The organism is Amycolatopsis sp. CA-230715 (genome assembly GCF_018736145.1).
Taxonomy (GTDB): Bacteria; Actinomycetota; Actinomycetes; order Mycobacteriales; family Pseudonocardiaceae; genus Amycolatopsis.
In genome coordinates, this window is sequence record NZ_CP059997.1 from 8,499,004 (window position 1) to 8,522,041 (window position 23,038).

Sequence of the window (23,038 nt, forward strand, 5' to 3'; positions counted from 1 at the left end):
GCTGGCCGGCTGGAATGACACCGCGGTGGGGTATGGGTTCACCGCGGTGCCGGATCTGGTGCGGGCGCGGGCGGTGGGGGCGCCGGAACGGGTAGCGGTGTGGTCGGGCGACACGGGAGTGTCGTATGCGGGGTTGATGGCCGAGGTGGATCGGCTGGCCGCGTGGTTGGTGCGGCGCGGGGTCGGTCGTGGTGGGGTGGTGGCGGTGGCGTTACCACGGTCGGTGGAGACCGTGGTCGCGATGCTGGCGGTGTTACGGGCCGGGGCGGCGTATCTGCCGATCGATCCGGAGCATCCGGCTGAGCGGATCGAGTTCGTGCTTTCGGACGCGAACCCGGTTCTGGTGCTGACCGAGGCTGTGTTGTCCGAGGCTGTGTTGTCCGATGTGGACAGTGAACTGGCCGGGGAGGAACCGGTACCGCCGGTGGTGGCCCCCGATGATGCGGCGTATGTGATCTACACGTCGGGATCGACCGGGCGCCCGAAGGGGGTGGTCGTCACCCATGCCAATCTGGCGAATTTCCTGGCGGCGATGCGGGACCGGATCGGTTTCACCGGGACCGACCGGTTGCTGGCGGTCACGACCACGACGTTCGACATCGCCGCGTTGGAGCTGTTCGCGCCGCTGACGGTGGGCGCGGGGATCGTGCTGGCCGGGCCAGGACAGGTCAGGGACCCGGCCGCGCTGGGCGGGCTGATCCGCTCCAGCGGGGCCACGATGATGCAGGCGACCCCGACGTTGTGGCAGATGCTGGTCACCAGCGACCCGGAATCGGTGCGGGGCCTGCGTGTCCTGACCGGCGGGGAGGCCCTGCCCCCGGCACTGGCACGGACACTGCGCGAGCTGGCCGGCCCGGTGACCAACCTGTACGGGCCGACCGAAACCACGATCTGGTCGACCGCCGCCGAACTCGACGGAACCACGGTCACGATCGGCACACCGATCGCGAACACCCAGGTATTCGTGCTCGACGAACACCTGAACCCGGTCGCCCCCGGAGTCACCGGCGAGCTCTACATCACCGGCGACGGCGTCGCCAGGGGCTACCTCAACCGCCCCGGACTCACCGCGCACCGATTCATCGCCAGCCCCTACACCACACCCGGCACCCGCATGTACCGCACCGGAGACCTCACACGCTGGACCACCCACGGCACCCTGCAATACCTCGGCCGCACCGACGACCAAATCAAAATCCGCGGCTTCCGCATCGAACTCGGCGAAATCGAAACCACCCTCGAACACCACCCCACCATCACCCGCGCCGCCGCCACCGTGCGGGATCAGCGGCTGGTCGCCTTCGTCGTGCCGTCCCCGGACAGTGCCCCGGACGTGGCGGTGTTGCGGGAGTACCTGCGCACCCGGCTCCCGGACTACCTGGTTCCGGACGCTCTCGGAGTGCTCGACGCACTGCCGATGACCGCTAACGGCAAGCTGAACCGCCGAGCGCTGCCCTCGCCGGAGTTCTCGACGGCGTCCGAGGGGCGTGCCCCCCGAACGCCGTCGGAAGAGATCCTTTGCCGCCTGTTCGCCGAGGTGCTCGGCCTGGACCGGGTCGGTGCCGACGACGGGTTCTTCGAACTGGGCGGGCATTCGCTGCTGGCGACGAGGTTGATCAGCCGGATCCGTTCCGCGTTCGACGTCGAGGTGGGGATCAGGACCCTGTTCGAGCGCTCCACCGTCTCCGCACTCGCGGAAGCGCTCGGCACCGGTTCCGACGCCCGTCCGAAGGTGCGGCCGGTGCCGCGCCCCGAGGTGGTGCCGTTGTCGTTCGCGCAGCGGCGCCTGTGGTTCTTGGATCAGTTGGAGGGGCCGAGCGCGACCTACAACATTCCGCTCGCGTTGCGGTTGTGTGGTGTGGTGGACGTTGATGCTTTGCGTGAGGCGTTGGTCGATGTGGTGGCCCGGCACGAGAGCTTGCGGACGGTTTTTCCGGTGGAGGGTGGGGTTGCGCGGCAGGAGGTGTTGCCGCTGGCGGATGCCGGGCTTGGGTTGTCCGTTGTGGACGTTGAAGCGGATCGGGTGGGTGCGGTGGTGGATGCCGCGGCTCGGGAGCCGTTCGAGTTGTCGTCGGGGCTGCCGGTGCGGGCTTGGCTGTTCCGGGTGTCCGCTGAGGAGTTCGTGTTGCTGGTGGTGGTGCACCACATCGCGGGTGATGGATGGTCCCTGGTGCCCTTGGCCAGGGATCTGGCCACGGCATACACCGCCCGCTGCGCCGGTGACGCACCGGAGTGGGAGCCGTTGCCGGTGCAGTACGCCGACTACGCGTTATGGCAGCGCGACCTCCTCGGCGACGAAGATGACCCCGACAGCGCGGTCGCCGACCAGTTCGAGTACTGGAAGACGACGCTGCGGGGGCTTCCGCCCGAACTCGACTTGCCGACGGACCGGCCCCGGCCCCCGGTGGCCAGCGGCCGGGGCGCCACGCTGCCGATCGCGGTACCCGCGGAGCTGCACGACCGAATCGTCGCGCTGGCTGCTGATACCGGGGCGACGGTGTTCATGGTGGTGCAAGCCGCGCTGGCCGCGCTGCTCTCGCGTCTCGGCGCCGGTACCGACATCCCACTGGGGACGCCGGTCGCCGGGCGGACGGACGAGGCGCTGGACGATGTGGTCGGGTTCTTCGTCAACACCCTCGTACTGCGGACCGACCTGTCCGGTGATCCCAGTTTCCGAGAGCTCATCGCGAGGGTGCGCGAGACCGACCTGGCTGCTTACGCCCGGCAGGACGTGCCGTTCGAGAAGCTCGTCGAGGTGCTCAACCCGGAGCGCTCCCTGGCCAGGCACCCGCTCGTGCAGACGGTGGTGGCGTTCCAGAACCTGCCCGACGCGGTTCCACCGCTACCGGGTCTCGAAGTCACGCCCGAGTTCGCCGCCGCGGGGGCCGCGAAGTTCGACCTGCTGTTCAACCTCGGGGAACGCCACACCTCCGGCGGTGCGCCGGACGGCATCGAGGGTTTCCTCGAATACAGCACAGATCTGTTCGAAGCCGAAACCGTCGAACGCATAGTGGTACGGCTGGAACAACTGCTCACCGCGGTCGTGACCGATCCGGATCTGCCGGTCGGCCGCATCGATGTCCTGTCCAGCGCGGAACGGGAACGCCTGGTGCCGACCGGGTCCGGCTCGGTGCCCTCCGGTACGCGACGGGGTTGTCTCCCGGAGTTGTTCGCGGCGACCGCGGCGCGAACCCCCAGCAGGATCGCGGTCGTGTTCGAGGGCGAAGCGTTGTCGTACGCGGAACTCAACACCAGGGCGAACCGGCTCGCGCACCGGATCATCGCCGAGGGCGCCGGGCCCGAGGACATCGTCGCGCTCGCCGTGCCGAGGTCGGTCGAACTCGTCGTCGCGGTGCTGGCGGTGCTCAAGGCCGGTGCGGCCTATCTGCCGATCGACCCGGACTACCCGGCGGAGCGCGTCGAGTTCGTGCTCGAGGATGCCGAGCCGGTGCTGCTGCTGGCGACCTCGGCGACGGTCACCGGGCTGCCGGAATCCGTGTCGGTGCCCACGATCTTGGTGGACGCACCGGAATCCGTCGCCGGAATGCCGGATGACGACCCCACCGACGACGTCCGGGTGGCACCGCTTTCGGACCTGCACCCGGCCTACGTGATCTACACGTCGGGATCCACCGGCAGGCCCAAGGGCGTCGTGCTGCCGCACCGGAACGTGACAAGACTGTTCGACGCGACCGAGGACCTGTTCGGCTTCGACGAACGGGATGTCTGGACCCTGTTCCATTCCTACGCGTTCGACTTCTCGGTGTGGGAGTTCTGGGGACCGCTGCTGCACGGGGGCCGGCTCGTCGTGGTACCGCATTCGACCAGCCGGACGCCGGGCGAATTCCGCGACCTACTGGTCAGGGAACGGGTCACGGTCCTCAACCAGACACCGTCGGCCTTCTACCAACTGCTCGAAGCCGACCGGGACGACCACGATCCGGCGCTCGCGCTGCGGTACGTGATCTTCGGCGGGGAGGCGCTGGACCCGTCGAGGCTGTCGGGTTGGTACGAGCGGCACGCCGAGGACGCTCCGGTTCTGGTGAACATGTACGGGATCACCGAGACGACCGTCCACGTCACCGCGCACCGCCTCACCCGGGAGTCCACCGGTCGGACCCGCAGCGTGATCGGCACCGGAATCGCCGATCTGCGGACTTATGTGCTGGACAACGGTTTGCGGCCGGTGCCGCCTGGGGTGGCGGGTGAGTTGTACGTGGCGGGTGCTGGGGTGGCTCGGGGGTATTGGAACCGGCCTGGTTTGACCGGCGAGCGGTTCGTGGCGTGTCCGTTCGGTGGTGCCGGGGAGCGGATGTACCGGACCGGGGATCGGGTGCGGTGGCTGCCGGACGGGACTTTGGAGTTTCTCGGGCGGGTGGACGATCAGGTGAAGGTTCGGGGTTTCCGGGTGGAGTTGGGTGAGGTCGAGGTGGTGTTGCGTGGTCATGAACAGCTCGCGCAGGCGGTGGTGGTGGCGCGTGCGCATGGCGAGGGTGATGTGCGGTTGGTGGCTTATGCGGTCGCGGAGCCCGGTGTCGGGGTTGATCCGGTCCTGGTGCGGTCGTGGGTTGCTGAGGTGTTGCCGGATTATTTGGTGCCGTCGGTGGTGGTGGTGCTGGATGCGTTGCCGGTGACGGTGAACGGGAAGGTGGATCGGCGTGCGTTGCCGGTGCCGGATTTCCCGGTGGTGGTTTCGGGGCGTGGTGCGCGGTCTCCGGTGGAGGAGATCCTGTGCGGGTTGTTCGCCGAAGTGCTGGGTGTGCCGTCGGTGGGGATCGATGACGGGTTTTTCGAGTTGGGTGGGCATTCGTTGCTGGCGACGAGGTTGATCAGCCGGATCCGTTCCACTGTGGACGTTGAGGTGCCGATTCGGGTGTTGTTCGAGAATCCGACGGTGGCCGGGCTGGCCGCGGCGGTGGGGAGTGCGGGCGCGGCGAGGGCCGCGTTGGGTCCGATGGCGCGGCCGGGGGTGGTGCCGTTGTCGTTCGCGCAGCGGCGCCTGTGGTTCTTGGATCAGTTGGAGGGCCCGAGCGCGACGTACAACATTCCGCTCGCGTTGCGGTTGTGTGGCGTGGTGGACGTTGATGCTTTGCGTGAGGCGTTGGTCGATGTGGTGGCCCGGCACGAGAGTCTGCGGACGATCTTCCCTGCCGAGCAGGGCGCGCCACGGCAGCATGTGCTGCCGGTGGCGGAGGCTGTCGTGGATCTGTCGGTTGTGGACACCGGTCCGGATGACATCGACGCGGTGGTCAGTGCCGCGGCGTCGCGTCCGTTCGATCTCGCGGTGCGGCTCCCGATCCGGGCGGAGTTGTTCCGGGTGTCCGCTGAGGAGTTCGTGTTGGTGGTGGTGGTGCACCACATCGCGGGTGATGGGTGGTCGCTGGTGCCGTTGGCGAAAGATCTGACGGTGGCGTATTCCGCCCGGTGCGCCGGTGGTGCGCCGGAGTGGGTTCCGTTGCCGGTGCAGTACGCGGATTACGCGTTGTGGCAGCGGGAGTTGCTCGGTGGTGAGGACGATCCGGGCAGTGTGCTGGCGGGCCAGGTCCGGTACTGGGCCGAGGCGCTGGCCGATCTGCCTCCCGAGCTGAGCCTGCCGGTGGACCGGCCGCGTCCGGCGGTGTCGAGTTATCGCGGTGGTGCGGTCGCCTTCGAGATCGATGGGACTGTCCACACTGGTCTTGTGGCTTTGGCGCGTGCTTGTGGTGTGACGGTGTTCATGGTGGTGCAGGCGGTGTTGGCGGTGGTGGTGTCGCGGTTGGGTGCTGGTACTGATGTGCCGATCGGGACGCCGGTGGCGGGTCGTATGGATGAGGCGTTGGATGATGTGGTCGGGTTTTTCGTGAACACGTTGGTGTTGCGGACCGATGTGTCTGGTGACCCGACCTTCCGGGAATTGCTGGCCAGGGTCCGCGAGACCGATCTGGCCGCTTTCGCCAACCAGGACGTGCCCTTCGAACGCCTGGTGGAGGTAGTCAACCCGGAACGGTCGTTGGCCCGTCATCCCTTGTTCCAGATCATGTTGACGTTGCAGAACAATGCCGAGGCTGAGGTGGGGTTGCCGGGTTTGGTGGTGGAGCCGGTGGGGGCGCGTACCGGGGTGGCGAAGTTCGATGTGTCGGTGAGTTTGCGTGAGGTGCGCGGTGCTGGCGGGGTGTTGGGTGGGTTGGTTGGTGAGATCGAGTATGCGGTGGATTTGTTCGATCGGGACACGGTGGTGGTGCTCGGGGAGCGGTTGTCGCGGGTGTTGGCGGCGGTGGTGGCCGATCCGGGGCAGCGGGTGGCGGAGTTGGAGGTGCTCTCCCCGGCCGAGCGTGCCCGGGTGCTGGCCGGCTGGAATGACACCGCGGTGGGGTATGGGTTCACCGCGGTGCCGGATCTGGTGCGGGCGCGGGCGGTGGGGGCGCCGGAACGGGTAGCGGTGTGGTCGGGCGACACGGGAGTGTCGTATGCGGGGTTGATGGCCGAGGTGGATCGGCTGGCCGCGTGGTTGGTGCGGCGCGGGGTCGGTCGTGGTGGGGTGGTGGCGGTGGCGTTACCACGGTCGGTGGAGACCGTGGTCGCGATGCTGGCGGTGTTACGGGCCGGGGCGGCGTATCTGCCGATCGATCCGGAGCATCCGGCTGAGCGGATCGAGTTCGTGCTTTCGGACGCGAACCCGGTTCTGGTGCTGACCGAGGCTGTGTTGTCCGAGGCTGTGTTGTCCGATGTGGACAGTGAACTGGCCGGGGAGGAACCGGTACCGCCGGTGGTGGCCCCCGATGATGCGGCGTATGTGATCTACACGTCGGGATCGACCGGGCGCCCGAAGGGGGTGGTCGTCACCCATGCCAATCTGGCGAATTTCCTGGCGGCGATGCGGGACCGGATCGGTTTCACCGGGACCGACCGGTTGCTGGCGGTCACGACCACGACGTTCGACATCGCCGCGTTGGAGCTGTTCGCGCCGCTGACGGTGGGCGCGGGGATCGTGCTGGCCGGGCCAGGACAGGTCAGGGACCCGGCCGCGCTGGGCGGGCTGATCCGCTCCAGCGGGGCCACGATGATGCAGGCGACCCCGACGTTGTGGCAGATGCTGGTCACCAGCGACCCGGAATCGGTGCGGGGCCTGCGTGTCCTGACCGGCGGGGAGGCCCTGCCCCCGGCACTGGCACGGACACTGCGCGAGCTGGCCGGCCCGGTGACCAACCTGTACGGGCCGACCGAAACCACGATCTGGTCGACCGCCGCCGAACTCGACGGAACCACGGTCACGATCGGCACACCGATCGCGAACACCCAGGTATTCGTGCTCGACGAACACCTGAACCCGGTCGCCCCCGGAGTCACCGGCGAGCTCTACATCACCGGCGACGGCGTCGCCAGGGGCTACCTCAACCGCCCCGGACTCACCGCGCACCGATTCATCGCCAGCCCCTACACCACACCCGGCACCCGCATGTACCGCACCGGAGACCTCACACGCTGGACCACCCACGGCACCCTGCAATACCTCGGCCGCACCGACGACCAAATCAAAATCCGCGGCTTCCGCATCGAACTCGGCGAAATCGAAACCACCCTCGAACACCACCCCACCATCACCCGCGCCGCCGCCACCGTGCGCACCGATCGGAGTACCGGTAACCACCTCGTGGCCTACTGCGTCCCCGCGGGAGGGGCGGATCCGGACCCGGCCCTGCTGCGCGGGTACCTCGCCGAGCGGTTGCCGGACTACCTGGTGCCGTCTTCGTTCGTGCTGCTGGACGCGTTGCCCACCACGCCGAACGGGAAAGTGGACCGGAAGCGGTTGCCCGAACCCGGCGACCGAACCGCTGCCGGCTCCCGCGCGCCGCGCACCCCCGCGGAGGAGCTGTGGTGCGCGCTGTTCGGCGAGGTGCTCGGCCTGGACCGGGTCGGTGCCGACGACGGGTTCTTCGAACTGGGCGGGGACAGCATCGTGTCGGTGCAACTGGTGAGCCGCGCCCGAGCGGCCGGTCTGCTGGTCACGCCGCGCGATGTGTTCCAGCACAAGACGCCCGCCGCGCTGGCCGCGAGCGCGCCGACGGCGGAACCGGCCACGGTGCCCGCCGAGGACGGCACAGGAGACGTTCCGCTGACCCCGATCGTCCACCGGCTGCGCGAGCGGGGCGGGCCGATCGGGCAGTTCAGCCAGGCGATGCCGGTACCGGTACCGGCAGGACTCGCCGAGCCCCGGCTTCTCGCCGCGGTGCAGGCGGTGCTCGACCACCACGACACCCTGCGGATGCGCTTGCTGCGCGAGGGAGACGAGGATCGCTGGGCTCTGCGGGTGCTGCCACGCGGCGCGGTGCCAGCGGCGGACGTACTGCGCCGCGTGGACGTGCGAGGGCTGGCCGAGAGCGCTGCCGACACGGTGTTCACGGCGGAACTCGCGACGGCGCAACGTGAACTGGCTCCCGAAGACGGGCTCCCGGTGCGGTTCGTCTGGCTCGACGCCGGTGACGAACGCGAGGGCCGGTTGCTGGTCGTGGCGCACCACCTCGTGGTGGACGAGGTCTCCTGGCGGATCCTCGTGCCGGACGTGCTGGCCGCGCTGGCGGGGGGAGCGTCCGCGCTGGCGCCGGTGCCCGCCTCGTTCCGCCGCTGGGCACACGAACTCGTCCGTGCCGCGAACGAACCGCGGCGGCGGGACGAGCTGGACCTCTGGAAGCGCATCCTGCGCACCCCGGACCCGGCACTCGCCCGGCGCTCGCTCGACCCGGCCACGGACGTGCACGGCACCATGCGGTACCTGCGGTTGCGGCTGCCCGCCACGACGAGCGAGCCGCTGCTGGGAGCCGTGCCGGCAGCGTTCCACGCCGGAGCGGACGACGTGCTGCTCACCGCGCTGGCGCTGGCCGTCGCGCGCTGGCGGCGTGATACCGGGCGTGGTGCCGGGTCCGCCGTGCTGATCGGGCTCGAAGGCCACGGCCGGGAGGAGTTCGTCGACGGGGTGGACGCTTCGCGCACGGTCGGCTGGTTCACCAGCGCGCACCCGGTCTCGCTCGACCCGGGCGCGATCGACGTCACCGGGTTGGAGGCGGGAGACGCCGACACCGCGTTGAAACGAGTGAAGGAGCAGTTGCGCCGGCTGCCGGACAACGGCATCGGGTTCGGGATGCTGCGCTACCTCAACGAGGACACCGCTGGGGAACTCGCGTCGCTGCCCCGGCCACAGATCGGGTTCCGCTACTTCGGCCGGTTCCCTGACGGGGAGCCTTCCGGCGCGGCGACCGGATCGAGCGGGGCCGATCCCGGGCTGGCCGCCGCCTACCCGCTGGAGCTCACCGCGCTGACCGAGGACCGGCCGGACGGGCCGTTCCTGACCGCGACCTGGTCCTGGCCCCGCGCGCTGTTCACCGAGGGCGAAGTGCGCGCGCTCGCCGAACTGTGGTTCCGCGCGCTGACGGTACTGGCCGAGCACGCGCTGCGCCCGGGTGCGGGTGGGCACACGCCGTCGGACCTGTCCGTCGGCTCGCTGAGCCAGGACGAGATCGACGAGTTCGAAGACCTGCTCGAAGACGAGGAGCAGGAGGCTGAATGGGGTACCGCACGGTGAATCGCTCTCGAGTCGAAGACATCCGGCCGCTCTCGCCGTTGCAGGAGGGCCTGCTGTTCCACGCGCTCTACGACGAGCGGACGACGGACATCTACACCACTCAGCTCGTGTTCGACCTGACCGGTGCGGTGGACGCCGAACGGCTGCGAGAGGCGGCGCGAGCCCTGCTGCGACGGCACGCCGCGCTGCGCGCGGGGTTCCGCCAGCGCAAGTCCGGAGAGCCGGTGCAGATCATCCACAGTGAGGTCGGGCTCCCGTGGCAGGAACTCGACCTGTCCGAGCTCGACGAGGCCGAACGGGACGCGGAACTGGCGCGGTTCGCCGAATCCGACCGGTTCCGGCGGTTCGACGTGACCCGCCCGCCGCTGCTGCGCTTCACCCTGATCCGCTGCGGTGGCGGACGGTACCGGCTGGTGCTGACCAATCACCACCTCCTGTGGGACGGCTGGTCGATACCGATACTGGTGGGCGAGCTGGTCGAGCTGTACACCGCGAGCAACGAGGTACCGGGACGACCCGAGCCGGCGCTGTACCAGGACTACCTGAGCTGGCTAGCCGGACGTGACCGGGAAGCGGCGGAGCGGGCTTGGCGGTCGGCGCTGGCCGGGGTGGACGAGCCGACCTTGCTCGCGCCGGTGGCCGAACGCCGTGATCCGGTTCCGCCGGAGGAATTCACCACCGAGGTCTCCGAAGAGTTGACCGCCGCGGTGACCGCGGTCGCCCGGAAGCACGACCTCACCCTGAACACCGTGCTGCAGGGCGCTTGGGCGATCCTGCTCGGTCAGCTGACCGGTCGCACCGACGTGCTGTTCGGTGCGACCGTGTCCGGACGGCCGCCGGAAGTGCCCGGTATCGAAACGATGGTGGGGTTCTTCATCAACACCCTTCCGGTGCGGGTACGCCTCGACCCGGCGGCGTCGCTGCTGGAACTGCTCACCGGGCTGCAGGATCAGCAGTCCGCGCTGGCCGAGCACCAGCACGTCGGACTCGCCGACATCCAGCGGTGGCTCGGCACCGGTGAGCTGTTCGACACGTTGACGGTGTTCGAGAACTACCCGGTGGACGCGACCGCGCTGGCCGGGGCGGAACCGGCCGAGGTGACGGTCACCGGGATGACCGGCCGCGATGCCATGCACTACCCGCTGGGGCTCGCCGCGACCGCCGGTCCGCGCCTGCGGCTGCGACTCGGTTTCCGGCCCGATCTGTTCGACCGCGATTCGGTGTCGGGGCTCGCCGCGCGGCTGACCGGTCTTCTCGCGGCGGTGGCGGCCGATCCCGGCACGCCGCTCGCGCGGATCCCGGCATTGACCCCGGACGAGCAGCGACGAGTGCTCGTCGACTGGAACGAGACAGCGGGCGGGACCGTACCGGCGTGCTGGCCCGCGTTGTTCGAAGCGCAGGTCGCCAGGACCCCGTCCGCGCCCGCGGTCGAGTCCGAGGGCGCCATTCTGTCCTATGTAGACCTGAACGCGGCGGCGAACCGGTTGGCGCACAAGCTGATCGGTGACGGGATCGGCCCCGAGCACGTAGTCGCGGTCGCCTTGCCGCGCTCCGCCGAGCTCGTGGTCGCCGTACTCGCCGTGCTCAAGGCGGGAGCGGCGTACCTGCCGATCGATCCCGCCTACCCGGAGGACCGGCTGGCGTTCATGCTCACCGACGCCGCCCCGGTCCGCGTGCTGACCACCGGGAAGATCGGCGCGGGCCTGCCGCTCACCGGGGTCGGGCACCTCGTGCTCGACGACCCGGAAGAAGCCGCCGCGCTCGCCGCGCTGCCGGCGACGGATCCGTCCGACGCCGACCGCGTCGCTCCGCTGTCCGCGGCGAATCCGGCGTACGTCATCTACACCTCCGGGTCGACCGGGCGGCCGAAGGGCGTCGCGGTGACGCACACCGGGATCGCGAACTTCTCGGCCAACCAGCGCTTGCGGTACGGGATCACCGGGTCCAGCAGGGTTTTGCAGTTCGTGTCGCCGAGCTTCGACGTCTCGGTCGCCGAGTTCTGCCTGGCGCTGCTCTCCGGCGCTTGCCTCGTCGTCGCACCGGAAACCACGGTGGGGGCCGATCTCGCGCGCCTGCTCGACGAGCAGCGGATCACCCACGCGCACGTCCCGCCTTCGCTGCTGGCGAGCGTGCCGAAGCTCGCGCTGCCCGTGTTCAGGGTGCTGATCATCGGTGCGGAAACCTGCGCGCCGGACGTGCTCGCGTTCTGGTCGCGGGACCGCCTCGTGATCAACGCCTACGGGCCAACCGAGTCCACAGTGGACGTCACCTGCTGGGCCTGCGAGCCGGGGGAGCCCGGCCCGGTGCCGATCGGGAAGCCGATCGTCGGCGCCAGGGTCTACCTGCTCGACGCCGCGTTGCGCCCGGTCCCGCCCGGCGTGGTCGGCGAGCTGTACGCCGCGGGCCCGGGGGTGGCCCGCGGCTACGTGAACCACCCCGGGCTGACCGCGGCACGGTTCGTGCCGTGCCCGTTCGGTGATCCGGGCACCAGGATGTACCGCACCGGGGACCTCGCGCGGTGGCGCGCGGACGGCAACCTGGAGTTCGCGGGACGTCTCGACGAGCAGGTGAAGATCCGCGGCTTCCGGATCGAGCCCGGTGAGATCGAGGCGGTGCTCACCGAACATCCCGAGGTGGCACAGTCGGCGGTGACCGTCCGCGAAGACCGACCGGGGAAACGCAGGCTCGTCGCCTACGTGGCGCTGGTCGACGGCGAGACGCTCTCCGCCTCGGAGCTGCGGGCGCGCGTCGCCGATCGGCTTCCGGAGCACATGGTGCCTGCCGCGTTCGTCTTCCTGCCCACACTTCCGTTGACGCCCAACGGAAAACTCGACCGCGAGGCGCTTCCCGCTCCCGCTGTGGCGGCGGTGGGCGAGGGGAGGCGCCCCGGTACGGAGCGCGAGGAGGTGCTCGCCCGGCTGTTCGCCGAAGTGCTCAACCTGCCCTCGGTCGGTGTCGAGGACGGGTTCTTCGATCTGGGTGGCGACAGCATCGTGTCGATCCAGTTGGTGGCGCGCGCCAGGGCGGCGGGCTTGGTGTTCACACCGAGGGAGGTGTTCACGCACAAGACCGTGGCCGCGCTGGCGAGCCATGCCAGGGTCGTCGAGAAGGTGGCCGCCAAGGGCACCGACGACGGCACAGGCGCGCTGCCCGCGACGCCGATCATGCGCTGGTTCGCCGAACGCGGCGGGCCCGTTCGAGGCTTCAACCAGGCGATGCTGGTCAACGCGCCCGCCGGGCTGACCGCGGCGAGGTTGACGACCGCGCTGCAGACCCTGCTGGACCACCACGACGCGCTGCGGATGCGGTTGGGCGCCGGGGAATCGCGTGAATGGTCGCTCGAGGTTCTCCCGCGTGGACAGATCGACGCGAGCGCCTGCGTCCGGACGGTCGACGCGACCGCGTTCGACGACGCGGGCTGGGACACCGCGGTCGGCGACGAGCTGCTCGCCGCGAAGGCCGCGCTCGATCCGGCCTCCGCGCTGATGGTTCGCGCGGTGCACTTCGACGCGGGGCCGGCCAGCCAGGGACGGCTGTTGCTGGTCCTGCACCACTTGGTCGTGGACGGGGTTTCCTGGCGGATCCTGCTCCCGGACCTCGCCGCGGTGGACGCCGCGCTCACCAGGGGCGCCCAGCCGGTGCTGGCACCGGTGGGAACCTCGTTCCGCGGCTGGGCCAAGCATTTGCTGGCCGAGGCGGCGACCGCCAACCGGGTCCGGGAACTGGCGCGGTGGGAGGAGATGTCGCGGGGGAGCGGGCAGCCGCTCGGCGGGCGGTCGCTCGATCCGGCACGCGACGTCCTCGGCCGGACCGAGTCTTTGTCGGCGGGCTTTCCGGTGGCCGAAACCGAAGCGCTGGTGACCCGGATCCCGGCCGCGTTCCACACCGGTGCGGGCGACATCCTGCTGGCCGGCTTGTGCCTCGCGATCGGCAGGTGGCACGGGTGGCGGTCGGGCGAAGGCAACGCGGTGCTGGTGGACCTCGAAGGACATGGTCGCGAGGAAACCGGCGGCGGTGTGGACCTTTCCCGCACGGTCGGCTGGTTCACCAGCGTTTTCCCGGTCTGCCTCGATCCAGGGGAGATCGACTGGCACGACGTGGCGATCGGGGGGCCGGCCGTCGGCGATGCGATCAAGCGGATCAAAGAGCAGCTGCGGATGGTGCCCGACAAGGGCCTCGGCTACGGGCTGTTGCGCTACCTGAACCCCGCGACCGCGGCGCGCCTGAAGGAGCTGCCCGCCCCGCAGATCGGGTTCAACTACCTCGGCCGGTTCGGCGATTCCACCGATACCGGGGAACCCGACTGGGCCCCGGCCGCCGAACTCGGCGGCCTCGGTGGTGGCGCGGACCACGACCTGCCCGCCGCGCACGCGATCGAGGCGGCGGCGGTCGCGTACCAGGCATCGGACGGCCCGCGGTTGACGTTGTCCCTGTCCTGGCCGGGCGATCTTCTGTCCGAAAAGGACGTCAGCGAACTGCTGGAGTTGTGGCGCACCGCGCTGGAAGCGGTCGTACGGCACGCGGAAACCCCGGGCTCGGGCGGGCTGACCCCGTCCGACGTGCCCCTCGTCGAACTCGGTCAGCAGGAGATCAGCAGGCTCGAGGCGGCGCGCGGGCCGGTGGCCGACATCCTGCCGCTGGCCCCGTTGCAGGAGGGGCTGCTGTTCCACGCCCAATACGACGAAAACGACGTGGATGTCTACACCATCCAGATGGTCTTCGACCTCGAAGGCGTTCTGGATTCGGAGCGGCTGCGAGAGTCGGTGCGGGCGCTGCTGCGCCGCCACCGGAATCTCGGCGCCGGATTCTGGACCGAGGGCCTCGACCGGCCGGTGCAGTTCATCCCGGCCGAGGTGACCGCGGAGATCGACGAACGCGACCTGTCCGGGTTGGACACTCGATCGCGGGAAGCGGAACTGGGCGACCTGCTGGAACGGGACCGCCTTCGCCGGTTCGACCTCACCGATCCTCCGCTGCTCCGGTTCACCGCGATCCGGTGCGGACCGGGCGAGAGCCGCCTCGTGCTCACCGCGCACCACATCCTCCTGGACGGCTGGTCGACGCCGGTGCTCGTCGGCGAACTGTTCGGGCTGTACCTCGGTACCGAGCTGCCGAGGCCGACGCCGTACCGCGACTACCTGGAATGGCTGGCCGGCCTGGACCGTGGCGAATCGGAGCGGATCTGGCGTGCGGCGTTGTCCGGTCTGAGCGAGGCCACGCTGCTCACCGCGTCCGAAAACCGGCGCACGGCGCGCATTCCCGAGGAACTCACCGTCGACCTCGACGAGGAGACGGCCACCGCACTGACCGCGATGGCACGCGAACACGGGCTCACGGTGAACACCGTGGTGCAGGGCGCGTGGGCGATCCTGCTCGGCTGGTTGACCGGGCGCGGGGATGTCGTGTTCGGGACGACGGTGTCGGGCCGCCCGCCCGCCGTGCCCGGTGTCGAAACCATGGTGGGGCTGTTCATCAACACGCTGCCGGTGCGCGCCCGCCCCCGGCCCGACCGGTCGGTGCTGAGCCTGCTCGCCGAACTGCAGGAAGAGCAGGCACGGCTGAGCGGTCACCAGCATCTCGGGCTCGCCGAGATCCAGCGGCTGGCCGGGTTCGGTGAACTGTTCGACACCGTGACCATTTTCGAGAACTACCCGATCGGCGCGGCCCCGACCGCGGACGAGGCGGGCGATCTCGCGCTGACCGGTCTCACCGGCCGCGAGGCGACCCACTACCCGCTCGCACTATCCATTGTGCCCGGTCCGGCGTCATGGCGGCTGCGGCTGGCCTATCGGGCCGATCTGTTCGGCCGCGCCGACGTCGGAGACCTGCTGGACCGGCTGGTCCGGATCCTCGGTGCGGCCGCGGCGGACCCGTTGACCCCGCTCGGGCGGCTCGACCTGCTCTCGGCAGGGGAGCGCGAACGGGTCCTCGTGACGCCCAACGACACGACGAGAGAGAACCCGGCCGGGTCGGTGGCCGAGCTGATCGAGGGAGCGGTCGCGAGGACGCCGGACGCTTCCGCGGTCGCCGGTGCCCTGACGTACCGGGAGCTGAACCTCCGCGCGAACCGGCTCGCCAGGATGCTGATCGCCCGCGGCGCGGGACCGGAGCGGGTGGTGGCACTCGCGCTGCCGCGCACGGCGGATCTGGTGGTCGCCGTGTTGGCGGTGCTCAAGAGCGGTGCGGCCTATCTGCCGGTCGACCCGGACCACCCCGCCGCGCGGGTCGCCTACCTGCTCGATGACGCCGATCCGGTGCTGGTCCTGACCGTGGCCGAACTGGCTCCCGCGATCCCCGGTGCGGGCACGCCGGTGCTGGCCGTCGACGACGCGGCGGTCGTGGCGGAACTGGCTGGGATGCCGGACCACAATCCGGTCGACGGCGACCGCATCCGGCCGCTGTCCGCGGACAACGCCGCTTACCTGAACTACACGTCGGGTTCCACCGGACGGCCGAAGGGCGTGCTCGTTCCGGTGTCCGCGCTGGCCAACCTGGTGCTGGACATGCGAGACCGGTTCGAGATGACCGAACGCGACCGCTTCCTCGCGGTTACCACGTTCGGCTTCGACATCGCGAACCTCGAACTGCTGACCCCGCTACTCGCCGGTGCCGAGGTTGTGGTCGCGCCGCGTGACGCCGTGCGGGATCCGGTGGTGTTGGCGGATTTGGTGTCGGGTTCGGGTGTGACGATGATGCAGGCGACGCCGTCGTTGTGGCGTGCGGTGGTGGCTGAGCGGGCAGGGTGTCTGGCCGGGGTGCGGGTGTTGGTGGGTGGCGAGGCACTAGACGAGGTGTTGGCGGGGGATTTGCGCGCGCTGAGTCGTGGCGTCACGAATTTGTACGGGCCGACGGAGACGACGATCTGGTCGACCGCGGCGGTGCTGGGCGAGGGGGCGGTGTCGATCGGCGGGCCGATCGCGAACACCCGGGTTTTCGTGCTGGACAACGGTTTGCGGCCGGTGCCGCCTGGGGTGGCGGGTGAGTTGTACGTGGCGGGTGCTGGGGTGGCTCGGGGGTATTGGCATCGGTCTGGTTTGACCGGCGAGCGGTTCGTGGCGTGTCCGTTCGGTGGGGCGGGGGAGCGGATGTATCGGACGGGGGATTTGGTGCGGTGGTTGCCGGGTGGGGATTTGGAGTTTCTCGGGCGGGTGGACGATCAGGTGAAGGTTCGGGGTTTCCGGGTGGAGTTGGGGGAGATCGAGGCGGTGTTGTGCCGTCATGACCAGGTTGTCCAGGCAGCTGTGCTGGCGCATGAGCATCGTGTGGGGGATGTGCGGTTGGTGGCGTATGTGGTCGCGGTGCCGGGTGTGGAGGTGGACGGGGCCGTGGTGCGGGAGTGGGTGGCGGGGGTGTTGCCGGATTATTTGGTGCCGTCGGTGGTGGTGGTGCTGGACGCGTTGCCGGTGACGGTGAACGGGAAGGTGGATCGGCGTGCGTTGCCGGTACCGGAGTTCCCGGTGGTGTCGGGTCGTGGCGCACGGTCGTTGGTGGAGGAGATCCTGTGCGGGTTGTTCGCCGAAGTGCTGGGTGTGCCGTCGGTGGGGATCGATGACGGGTTCTTCGGGTTGGGTGGGCATTCGTTGCTGGCGACGAGATTGGTCAGCCGGATCCGTTCCACGCTGGGGGTGGAGGTGCCGATCCGGGCGTTGTTCGAGAACCCGACGGTAGCGGGCCTCGCCACGGTAGTGGGGGGCGCCGGGGCAGGGCGTCCCGCGGTGGTACCGGTGCCGCGCCCCGAAGTGGTGCCGTTGTCGTTCGCGCAGCGGCGCCTGTGGTTCTTGGATCAGTTGGAGGGGCCGAGCGCGACCTACAACATTCCGCTCGCGTTGCGACTGTGTGGCGTGGTGGACGTTGATGCTTTGCGTGAGGCGTTGGTCGATGTGGTGGCCCGGCACGAGAGTCTGCGGACGATCTTCCCTGCCGAGCAGGGCGCGCCACGGCAGCATGTGCTGCCGGTGGCGGAGGCTGTCGTGGATCTGTCGGTTGTGGACACCGGTCCGGATGACATCGACGCGGTGGTCAGTGCCGCGGCGTCGCGTCCGTTCGATCTCGCGGTGCGGCTCCCGATCCGGGCGGAGTTGTTCCGGGTGTCCGCTGAGGAGTTCGTGTTGGTGGTGGTGGTGCACCACATCGCGGGTGATGGGTGGTCGCTGGTGCCGTTGGCGAAAGATCTGACGGTGGCGTATTCCGCCCGGTGCGCCGGTGGTGCGCCGGAGTGGGTTCCGTTGCCGGTGCAGTACGCGGATTACGCGTTGTGGCAGCGGGAGTTGCTCGGTGGTGAGGACGATCCGGGCAGTGTGCTGGCGGGTCAGATCCGGTACTGGGCCGAGGCGCTGGCCGATCTGCCTCCCGAGCTGAGCCTGCCGGTGGACCGGCCGCGCCCCGCGGTGTCGACCTACCGGGGCGACACGATCGCCTTCGAAATCGACCAGACCGTCCACACCGGACTCACCACCCTCGCCCGCGCTTGTGGCGTGACGGTGTTCATGGTGGTGCAGGCGGCATTGGCGGTGGTGCTGTCCCGGTTGGGTGCCGGTGGTGACATTCCGATCGGGACACCGGTCGCCGGGCGCACGGATGAGGCGTTGGACGAGCTGATCGGGTTCTTCGTCAACACCCTCGTGTTGCGGACCGATGTGTCTGGTGACCCCACCTTCCGGGAATTGCTGGCCAGGGTCCGCGAGACCGATCTGGCCGCTTTCGCCAACCAGGACGTGCCCTTCGAACGCCTGGTGGAGGTAGTCAACCCGGAACGATCGTTGGCCCGCCATCCCCTGTTCCAGATCATGCTGACCTTCCAAAACGACACCCGACCGGACATCGACCTGCCCGGCCTGACAATCGGGCAAGAACACACCGAGACAGCCACCGCCAAGTTCGACCTCGCGGTGCGCCTCGGCGATCTCCCCAGCGGCGGGGGCCTCGTCGGCGAGATCGAGTACGCGTGCGACCTTTTCGACCACGACACCGTCGCGGCGCTCGCCGGACGACTGGCTCGGGTGCTCGGCGCGGCGACCGCGGATCCTGACCGCCGGATCAGCCGGTTTCCGTTGCTGTCACCGGAAGAGCGGCGGCGTGTCCTGACCGAATGGAACGACACCGGTCGTGCGTTCGAATTCGCGACGGTGCCCGGCCTGGTGTCGGCGCAGGCGGCCAGGACACCGCACCGCACGGCCGTGCTGGCCGAGGACGGCGAGCTGACCTACGCCGAGCTGGTGGCGGCCGTCGAGCGGACGGCAGGGCAGCTCGTCGCGCTGGGTGTGGGGCGGGGCGACGCGGTGGCGATCGCGCTGCCGCGTGGCGCGGACATCGTCGTCACTCAGCTCGCCGTGCTCCTCGCCGGGGCCGCCTACGTCCCGCTCGATCCGGAGCACCCGGCCGAACGCATCGGGTACGTCATGTCGGACGCCATGCCCGCGTTGCTCGTGACCACCGCACTGGTGGCCGAATCGCTCGGACCGGTTCCGGTTCCGCTCCTGGTCCTCGACGGCGAGGACCGCATTCCGGGAACTCCGCCGGGGCGCGTCGAAGTGGGGCCGCAGGACATGGCCTACACGATCTACACGTCGGGCTCCACGGGACGGCCGAAGGGCGTGACGGTCACGCACGGAGCGCTGGCCAACTTCCTCGCGGACATGGTGCGCAGGTTCCCGCTCGGCATCGAGGACCGGATACTCGCGGTCACCACGACGTCCTTCGACATCGCCGCACTGGAGCTGTACCTGCCGTTGATCAGTGGCGCCGGTGTGGCGATGGCGTCCGCCGAAGCCGTCCGCGATCCGGCGGCGCTGGGTGAACTTGCCCGCACCACCCGGAGCACGGTCATGCAGGCGACTCCGTCGTTGTGGCGTTCGGTACTGGCCGAGCCCGAGGCCGAGGCGAGTCTGGCCGGGATGCGGGCACTGGTCGGCGGTGAGGCACTCGACGAGACGCTGGCGGCGCGCCTTCGCGCGGTGGCTCGGAGCGTCACGAACCTGTACGGGCCGACCGAGACGACGATCTATTCGACCGCGGCGGTGGTGGGTCAGGGGGCGGTGTCGATCGGCGGGCCGGTCGCGAACACCCGGGTTTTCGTGCTGGACAACGGTTTGCGGCCGGTGCCGCCTGGGGTGGTGGGTGAGTTGTATGTGGCGGGTGCTGGGGTGGCTCGGGGGTATTGGAACCGGCCTGGTTTGACCGGCGAGCGGTTCGTGGCGTGTCCGTTCGGCGGTGCCGGGGAGCGGATGTACCGGACCGGGGACCTGGTGCGCTGGTCTGCCGATGGCGAGCTGCTGTTCCTGGGCAGGGCCGATGACCAGGTGAAGGTCCGGGGTTTCCGGGTCGAACTGGGTGAAGTCGAGGCGGCGCTCGTCGCGCAGGCCGGAGTGGCGGAGGCTGCGGTAGCGGTCCGCGAGGACGGCATCGGCGGCACTCGCTTGGTGGGGTACGTGACGGCGGAGCACGGGACCGCGCCGGACAGCCGTGAACTCCGGGCCAGGCTGGCCGAGTTCTTGCCGGATCATCTGGTGCCGTCGGTGGTGGTGGTGCTGGATGCGTTGCCGGTGACGGTGAACGGGAAGGTGGATCGGCGTGCGTTGCCGGTGCCGGATTTCCCGGTGGTGGTTTCGGGGCGTGGTGCGCGGTCTCCGGTGGAGGAGATCCTGTGCGGGTTGTTCGCCGAAGTGCTGGGTGTGCCGTCGGTGGGGATCGATGACGGGTTTTTCGAGTTGGGTGGGCATTCGTTGCTGGCGACGAGGTTGATCAGCCGGATCCGTTCCACTGTGGACGTTGAGGTGCCGATTCGGGTGTTGTTCGAGAATCCGACGGTGGCCGGGCTGGCCGCGGCGGTGGGGAGTGCGGGCGCGGCGAGGGCCGCGTTGGGTCCGATGGCGCGGCCGGGGGTGGTGCCGTTGTCGTTCGCGCAGCGGCGCCTGTGGTTCCTGGATCAGTTGGAGGGCCCGAGCGCGACGTACAACATCCCGCTCGCGTTGCGGCTGCGCGGCGTGCTGGACATCGACGCGTTGCGGTCGGCGTTGCAGGATGTGGTGAACAAGCACGAGAGCCTGCGCACGATCTTCCCCGAAAGCGACGGTGTCCCGCGCCAGCAGGTGCTGGCGCCGTCGGACGCCGGGGTGGAACTGTCCGTTGTGGACACCGGTCCGGATGACATCGACGCGGTGGTCAGTGCCGCGGCGTCGCGTCCGTTCGAACTGGCGGTGCGGCTCCCGATCCGGGCGGAGTTGTTCCGGCTCGCCGAGGACGAGTTCGTGTTGTTGGTGGTGGTGCACCACATCGCGGGTGATGGTGGATCGTTGGTGGCGCTGGTGGGTGACCTGGCGTCGGCGTATGCGGTTCGGCGTGCTGGTGGTGCGCCGGAGTGGGTTCCGTTGCGAGTGCAGTACGCGGATTACGCGTTGTGGCAGCGGGAGTTGCTCGGTGGTGAGGACGATCCGGGCAGTGTGCTGGCGGGTCAGATCCGGTACTGGAGCGAGGCGTTGGCGGGGATGCCCGCGGAACTGGACCTGCCGGTGGACCGGCCGCGCCCCGCGGTGTCCACGTACCGGGGCCGTTCGGTCGCCTTCGAAGTGGACCGGGTGGTGTCCGACCGGGTCGCCGAGCTGGCGCGGGCCGCGGGGGCGACGGTGTTCATGGTGGTGCGGGCGGCGCTGGCGGTGACGTTGTCCAGGTTGGGTGCCGGCACCGATGTGCCGATCGGGACGCCGGTGGCGGGCCGGACCGATGAGGCGCTCGACGAGCTGGTCGGGTTCTTCGTCAACACGCTGGTGCTGCGCACCGATGTCTCCGGTGACCCGTCGTTCCGCGACTTGCTGAGCCGGGTACGAGAAACCGATCTCGCCGCCTACGCCAACCAGGACGTGCCGTTCGAGCGGTTGGTGGAGGTGCTCAACCCGGAGCGGTCCCTGTCCAGGCACCCGTTGTTCCAGGTCATGCTGACCTTCCAGAACGACACCCAACCGGATATCGAGATCCCCGGGCTCACGGTCACCCGGCACCGGGCCGAGCTGGGCATCGCCAAGTTCGACCTGTCCTTCGAACTCGGGCAGGACCCGGCCGGTGGGTTGCTCGGCACGCTCGAATACAGCGCCGACCTCTTCGACCAGGACACCGCGACGACGATCGCGGACCGGCTGGCCCGCGTGCTCGATGCGGTGACCGCGGAGCCGGACCGGCCGGTCGGCGAACCGGAGCTGCTGACCCCGGACGAACTCCAGCGGGCGTTGGAGGGCTGGCACACCCCGGACGGCCGAGCGTACATTGTGGACACTCAGCTCCGGCCGCTGCCACCGAGCGCGCGCGGCGAGCTGTACGTCGCCGGTACGGCCGAGGAGGACCGCGCGGTCACCACCTCGTTCGGCGAGGTGGTGCGCCCGACCGGGACCACGGCCTGGTGGGGCTCGGACGGCAGCCTCCGGACGCCGCCGGACGCCGCCCCCGTGCCGCGCGGTGGGGGTGAGCGGAGCACGCTCACCGACGCACAACGGAGCCGGTTGTGCGAGCTGTTCGCCGAAGTGCTCGGCGTCGACCACGTCGAAGACGACGAGGACTTCTTCGACCTCGGCGGGCATTCGCTGCTGGCCATGCGGCTCGTCGGCCGGATCCGCACCGAACTTGGTTTGGACATGTCCATCCAGACCCTGTTCGAGGCGCCGAGCGTGGCCGAACTTTCCGGCCGCCTCGGCGACGGCGCCACGGGCGACCCGATGGACGTGCTGCTGGCGTTGCGGCCTCGCGGGACGCGCGAACCCCTGTTTTGCGTGCATCCCGGCGCCGGGATCAGCTGGGTGTACTCGGCCCTGTTGCACGACATCGGAACGGAGAGGCCGATCTACGGGCTTCAGTCGCGCGGGCTGTCGGAGCCGCACGAACTGCCATCGACGGTCGAACAAGCCGCCGCCGACTACGTCGAACAACTCCGCCGCGTCCAACCGTCCGGGCCCTACCACCTGCTCGGCTGGTCCTTCGGCGGTGTAGTCGCCCATGCGATGGCGGTCGCGCTCGAACAGCAGGGCGAGCGGGTCGCGATGCTCGCGGTGCTGGACGCCTACCCGTTCCAGAACCCCGGCGAAGCGGAGCCGGTACCGGCCGACGAGCAGGAGGTGCTCGCCACGATCCTGGACTTCTTCGGGCACGAGGTCGACGAGGCCGACGTGCCGAACCTGCGCTTCGAGCAGGTCGACGAGCTCATCCGGGCCGATACGGGCATGCCGGTGCTGGCGGAGCACCAGCTCACGGCGCTGGCCGAAGTCAGCGCCAACAACAGCTACCTCATCCAGAAGTACCTCCCGGGGTCCTTCGCGGGCGATCTGCTGTTCTTCGCCGCCGCGCTGGACGAGACCGGTCCGGTCGAGGCATGGCGCCCCTACGTGGCAGGGAAGATCCACAGCCACGAAATCGCGTGCGCGCACAAGGACATGATGCGGCCCGGCCCGGCCGCGGAGATCGGCCGGGCCGTCGACGAGTGGCTCGAAGGGCTGGGTTGAG

The 23,038-nt window shown here is 69.7% G+C and carries 2 protein-coding genes (1 of these 2 cut by a window edge); both read left to right on the forward strand.

The genetic code is table 11. The features are described 5' to 3' along the window. On the forward strand, window positions 1–9,556 hold the end of the coding sequence (locus HUW46_RS39975; protein ID WP_256451401.1) for a non-ribosomal peptide synthase/polyketide synthase. Its footprint begins 15,290 nt before the window's first position; 9,556 of the gene's 24,846 nt are visible here — the last part of the coding sequence; its start codon lies beyond the left edge, outside the window; the stop codon is at window positions 9,554–9,556. Next, on the forward strand, window positions 9,553–23,037 hold the full coding sequence (locus HUW46_RS39980) for a non-ribosomal peptide synthetase (protein WP_215543874.1): 13,485 nt from the start codon (window positions 9,553–9,555) through the stop codon (window positions 23,035–23,037). The genes HUW46_RS39975 and HUW46_RS39980 overlap by 4 nt, the downstream gene beginning before the upstream one ends. Window position 23,038: the final 1 nt, after the last annotated feature.